1 protein-coding gene is annotated in these 237 nt (G+C 65.8%); it reads right to left on the bottom strand.

Annotated features, from left to right (window positions below):
- The coding region (rplD, locus tag ACQG3P_RS23285; protein WP_426806365.1) for a 50S ribosomal protein L4 at positions 1 to 237 on the bottom strand (237 nt) is incomplete at both ends.

Here is a 237-nt window from a genome sequence, read left to right on the forward strand (position 1 = left end):
CGGTTCAGCTCGGACAGGATCGCGCACAGGGCGGCACGGTACTGCTTGCGGTTGACCTTCTGCTCGAAGCTGCGCGGCTGGGCCGCGAAGGTGACACCGCCGCCGACGAAGATCGGAGCCGTCAGCGCGCCATGACGCGCACCGCCGCCCTTCGGCTTCTTCGACATCTTGGTGGTACCAGCCACTTCAGAACGAGTCTTCTGTGCCTTGGTGCCGGCGCGACCGGCATTGCGATAG

Source organism: Stenotrophomonas sp. SrG (genome assembly GCF_050031795.1).
In the GTDB taxonomy this organism is placed as follows: Bacteria; Pseudomonadota; Gammaproteobacteria; order Xanthomonadales; family Xanthomonadaceae; genus Stenotrophomonas; species Stenotrophomonas rhizophila_A.